Source organism: Polaromonas sp. P1_E1_2, assembly GCF_056406035.1.
Window position 1 is genome coordinate 1 of the sequence record NZ_JBFUAZ010000288.1, and the last position, 5,105, is coordinate 5,105.

A 5,105-nucleotide genomic window follows, 5' to 3' on the forward strand; every position below is an offset into this window, starting at 1 on the left:
GAAATGAGAAATCTCCGTTTTTAGAAGTGGGTCACCAATGAGGTGGCTTGGGGTAACTGCCCGGTATCTTAGCGAGGCCGTTACGGCCAAAATAGAGGATTACCCCCACGCTTTTCACTACGTGTAATGCGCTGCCCCCCGAGGGGGTTAATTTTCCTTGGGGGCGGCCCGGCGGAAAATTCTTTCCGACAGGTAATTTAGTTGGTTTTAGGGAGTGCTCATGGTTACACGCGTTACCGCTCAGGCCGCAGGCCGAAAAGTGGCAAAAAACGTCCAGAAGAACGTCAAGCGGGCCGTCTCGGGAACCCTGGGCATTTCAGGGGAGCGCATGAGCAAGGTCGACACGGCCTGGCTGCGCATGGACAACGATGCCAACCTCATGATGATCGTGGGCGTGTGGCAGCTTGCGCCGGGCGTCAGGTACGCAGCCGTCTGCGAACGCATCGAAAACAGCCTGCTGAAGTACGACCGCTTCAAGCAGCGCGTGATGGAAGACGCCGCCGGCGCCACCTGGGTGATGGACCGCAACTTCGACCTGGCCAACCATGTCGTGCAGGAGAAATTGGCCAAATCAGCCAACCAGGAGCAGGCCCTGCAGGACCGCGTGGCCGTGCTTGCCACCCAGCGCCTGGACCCGAAACGCCCGCTGTGGCAAATTCACCTGATCGAGGATTACACCGGGCCCGATGGCGTCAAGGGCAGCGCGATGATCGTGCGCATCCACCACTGCATCGCGGACGGTATTGCGCTGATCTCCGTGACCATGTCGCTGGTCGATGGCGGCACGCCGCCGCCTGAGCGGCGCAAGAAGGCTGCGGCGGCTACCGGCACGGAAGACTGGATTGCCGACACCCTGCTCAAGCCCTTCACCGACATCACCGTCAAGGCACTGGGTGCCGTCGGTGAAGGCGCAGCGCGCTCGCTGGGCATGCTGGGTGACCCCAAAAAGGGCATGGAAGACGGCATGCACGGCTCCATGGACATGGCCAAGGTCTTGATGCAGGTGCTCAAGGACGGCGCCGCGCTGGCCCTGATGCCCGACGACTCCAAGACCCGGCTCAAAGGCAAGCCCGGCGGSGCAAAAAAAGTGGCCTGGTGCCAGCCGATTCCGCTGGACGAGGTCAAAGCCRTGGGCAAGGCACTCAACTGCTCGATCAACGACGTGCTGCTCAGCTGCGTGGCCGGCGCCCTGGGCGAATATTTGAAAACCTTCGGTGACGATGTGGCGGGCCAGGAGATTCGCGCCATGGTGCCGGTCAACCTGCGGCCGCTGGACCAGGCGCACAAGCTGGGCAACCGGTTCGGCCTGGTGCCGCTGGTGCTTCCCATCGGGGTGGAGAATCCGATCGAGCGCGTCTACGAGGTGCGCCGGCGCATGGCTGCGCTCAAGGGCAGCTACCAGCCGTTGCTGGCTTTCAGCCTGCTGGCGGTGGCAGGCCTTTTGATCAAGCCGGCGCAGGACGTGATGCTCAACCTCTTTGCCAAGAAAACCACGGCTGTGATGACCAACGTGCCTGGCCCGCGCGAAAAGCTCAAGTTCTGCGGCTCGACACTGGAGCAGAGCATGTTCTGGGTACCGCAGTCGGGCGACGTGGGGCTGGGCGTGTCTATCTTGAGCTACGGCGGCGGCGTGCAGTTCGGCGTGATCACCGACAGCACCCTGTGCCCGGAGCCGCAGCGCATCATCGATGAGTTTGTGCCGGAGTTCGCCAAGCTGTCCATCGTGACGCTGATGTTGCCTTGGGGAGAGTGAGCCCTCGCTGTGCGTCGCAGCTGCCAGGAAGCTCCGGTTAATTTTTTGAGATTTTTATGGCCTTAGCCCAATAACGACGGGCGCAAGCAGCTACTTTTTTGATAGCACATCCCGCAGCAACTCCACCGCGCGGAAAAGGCGTCAGGCTGCAAAACGCTGTGAGGCGATGGCCAACAGTCCGTCGAAGATGAGGCTGTCCACCAGCTCAAACTTCACCGACATGCTGGGCGCCATCTTCCAGCCAGCGCCGCCGGTCATGATGCATTCGGGTGTTTCGCCGCAGTGGCGGGCGACGTTTTCCACCATGCGGTGTATCGCACCGGCAATGGCGAAAGTGCCGCCGCTGGTCAGCGCATCGCTGGTATTGGTGGGAAAGTCGCGCACCTCGCCGGTAGGAACGTGCAGACCGGCCGTGCCGGACTCGAGCGCGCGCAGCATGATGCCGTGGCCTGGAAGAATGAAGCCGCCCAGGAATTTGCCGGAAGCGTCGATCGCCTCGACCGTCACGGCGGTACCCACCATGACAACCACGCAAGGCTTGTTGATGCCGCGCGCCAGCAGCCGGTGGCGCGCACCGATCATGGCCACCCAACGGTCAGCGCCCAACCTGGCCGGATGGTCATAGCCATTGGTGACACCAGCCTCATGCGGGCTGGAAACGACCCAGTGCGGCGCCACGTCCCAGAGTTCCATCTGCTCGACCACACGCCGCTTGATGGCGTCGCCGGCAACGATGCAGCCGAGGATACGCGACGGAGGTTGCATGCCGCCCCACTCTTCTTCGGACAGCTTGTCGATGTTTTCCAGAAACACCGCGCCCTGCGCCAGCAGCTTGGCCTTGGGCACAGGGGCTTCGTACTGGGCCCATTTCAGGCGGGTGTTACCCACGTCAAGCGCTAGGAAGGTCATTTGGCGGATTATGAACAGGTTTGAAGCGCACCTGCAGGCGCAGGCCTACAGGTTTTCCAGTAGACGCGGCAAAGAACGCTCAGATCAATCCGAACCAGCACGCGCGCTGGATGGCGGCCAGCTTGTTGTCGACCTTGAGTTTGGTCATGGCATTGGAGAGGTGAAAGTTCACCGTGCGTTCGCTGCAGGCCAGCAACTCGCCGGTCTCGCGTGCCGTCATCCCCTGGAAGGCCAGGCTCAGGCATTCGAGTTCGCGCGGGCTCAGCGGGCTGCGCGCTTCGGCCAGCGCGCGCTTGAGCAGCGGCCAGATGTTGAGGGCCGACCAGGCCAGCAAGGCCGCCTCGCTGCGGTCATGCCACTGGCGCGGGCTGAAGAGGTAGCATTCAAAGGCCCGCCCCACCGTCAACGGAAAGGCGATGCGCACCACGCTTTGGTAACCGTGAGCCAGCCACAGCCGGCGCCAGCGGCCCAGGCTTTCGAAAGCGGTTTTGGAAATATCCTGCCAGGCGACAAGAGGTGCGTCGGAGTCGCGCCACGGGGCGCCGAAGTCCCGGCTCTCGGCCAGGGCCTCGGCGGCATCCAGCAGGCGCGGAGGGTGAATGGCCAGCACCAGCCGGTCTTCCTGCCCCCCGAACGGGTCGGGGCCCAGTACCATGAGCGCTTCGACCGAGAACTCGCGAAGGGCGCACAGCCAGTCGCTGATGACGCCGTCCAGGCTGACGCTGTCAAAGTTGGCAGGTAACAGCATTAGCTTGACGAGATAAGAACCGGGACAATACAGTCAAATGTCAAATGCATCATCAGTCAGGTTCCCGGTTGTGCTGGAGAAGTTCTTAACGTGAGGAGCGCCCGCTTTCACGCGTGGCTTGCGCGGCGTCCCCTGCTTCAGTGGCTGCGCGAGGAACTGATCCTTGCGCCCCTGGAGCCCATTTTGCATCCATCCCCGCGGCGGCTGTGGTGGCTGGGTCTTTCTTTTTTTTCGGGCAACGCCCTGTTCGCCTGGATCTGGTCGGTCTGGCTGCCGCAGCCCTATGAAAACCTTCCGCTGCGCGTCGTGGCCAGCGTGCTGGGCTACAGCCTGATGACCAAACGCGTCAACCATGACCCGGGAAGCCGGCTGGCGCAACGGGTATTTGGTGTGGTGTTCTGGCTCGAACTGCCGGTCCTGTTCAGCTGGATGTACCTGTGCAACGGCAGCAATACCGTGTGGCTGGCCACCCTGGCGGCCATGGTGCTGATCTACTACCATGTCACTGACTGGCGCCTGGCGACCCTGGGCACCATCACTGGGGGGGGGCTGGCCTGGGTCATGTTCCTGTACGTGGGGCCGGCGGTTCCCGCCCTGCCGGAAGACCAGCGCACCGTGCATGCCGTGGTATTTGCGTTTGCCTGGTCGATCGCGCTGGTGCTGAACCTTTCCTCGGCCAACCTGCGGCGGGAACAGCTTTCCAGCACGCTCACTACCATCGGCATCATGGCGCACGAGCTGCGCACGCCGCTGTCGACGGCAGCCCTGCTGGGCGATGCGATCCAGCTGGAGGTACAGCGCCAGCCCGACAACCCGCGCGCGCTGCAGCTGGACAAACTGGCGCTGCGCCTTCACGCACTGGTTCGAAACATGAACCACCAAATCGACACACAGATCGCGAATGCCAAGCTGCTGCAGCTGCCACGGCATACCCAACAGGTCGCGGCCGGCAAATTGGTCCAGGATGTCGTGGCGGCGTATCCCTACCAGTCGAGTCGCCAGAGGGAATGCGTGCGGGTGCTTGTTCACGATGACTTCACCTTCCGTTCTTCCGCCACACAGTTTTCCCAGGTGCTGGACAACCTCATCAAGAACGCGCTGCATTCCCTGATGGCGGCTGACTCGAAATACCCGCACGGCGCCCTGCGCATTGAAGTCGGCAGGACGCAGGCGCGCGGCCGCATCATGGTGGCCGATGAGGGCATGGGTATCGACGCTGCCTTGCTGCCGCAGATTTTCAAGCCGTTCTTCTCGAGCAACCGCGGCACGGGGCATGGCCTGGGCCTGGCCTTTTGCCAGCAAGTGGTACAAAGCGCAGGTGGCACCATTCATGTGAAATCAGAGTTCGCCGTGGGAGCTGCTTTTACCATCGAGCTGCCGATTACGGCCTGATACCTTGCACATGATTTGCTTTTGACAACCCGCGCTAGACTGACAACATGTCCTTTGCACTTTACCGCCGTCCCGGAGGCGTGGTTTTCCTGGACGACGACCCGGATTATCTCGAAATGCTCGCGGAAGTCATGCCGCTGGACTGGCATGTACGCCTGTTCCTGCGCCCGGTGGCGTGTATAGACCTGCTGCTCCAGGAGCCGGTGCGCTGGGAAGCGGATGCCTGGCGCCAGCAGGAAATCATCAATCGATGGCGCGAGGGGACGGCCCTGATCCCGCAAATCCTGCAGTACTGGCGGGAAG

At 62.3% G+C, this 5,105-nt stretch carries 4 protein-coding genes and 1 pseudogene; 3 read left to right on the forward strand and 2 right to left on the reverse strand.

The window, feature by feature from the left end:
- Positions 1–220 precede the first annotated feature (220 nt).
- Positions 221–1,753 (forward strand): wax ester/triacylglycerol synthase family O-acyltransferase, encoded by a 1,533-nt coding sequence (locus AC1D1P_RS13840; RefSeq protein ID WP_477673385.1) that lies wholly within the window; start codon positions 221–223, stop codon positions 1,751–1,753.
- A gap of 141 nt (positions 1,754–1,894) precedes the next feature.
- On the opposite strand, the gene AC1D1P_RS13845 is transcribed toward AC1D1P_RS13840, so the two are convergent.
- Both AC1D1P_RS13845 and AC1D1P_RS13850 read right to left on the reverse strand, forming a co-directional pair.
- Entirely contained in the window at positions 1,895–2,662 is a 768-nt protein-coding gene (locus tag AC1D1P_RS13845) for a type III pantothenate kinase (protein ID WP_477668560.1), read from the reverse strand.
- Positions 2,663–2,741: 79 nt separating this feature from the next.
- Positions 2,742–3,410 (reverse strand): helix-turn-helix transcriptional regulator, encoded by a 669-nt coding sequence (locus AC1D1P_RS13850; protein ID WP_477666524.1) that lies wholly within the window; start codon positions 3,408–3,410, stop codon positions 2,742–2,744.
- Positions 3,411–3,500: 90 nt separating this feature from the next.
- On the opposite strand from AC1D1P_RS13850, the gene AC1D1P_RS13855 reads away from it, so the two are divergent.
- Together AC1D1P_RS13855 and AC1D1P_RS13860 are read left to right on the forward strand one after the other, a co-directional pair.
- Positions 3,501–4,802: a sensor histidine kinase gene (locus tag AC1D1P_RS13855; protein ID WP_477668561.1), complete on the forward strand. Its 1,302-nt coding sequence runs from the start codon at positions 3,501–3,503 to the stop codon at positions 4,800–4,802.
- A 47-nt stretch (positions 4,803–4,849) separates the two neighbouring features.
- Positions 4,850–5,105: pseudogene (locus AC1D1P_RS13860) on the forward strand (response regulator); the annotation flags it as partial.

What these genes read in the sequence shown, in the direction of transcription:
- AC1D1P_RS13845 (WP_477668560.1), bottom strand. Translation starts at nt 2,662, where the DNA reads ATGACCTTCCTAGCGCTTGACGTGGGTAACACCCGCCTGAAATGGGCC.
- AC1D1P_RS13850 (WP_477666524.1), bottom strand. Translation starts at nt 3,410, where the DNA reads ATGCTGTTACCTGCCAACTTTGACAGCGTCAGCCTGGACGGCGTCATC.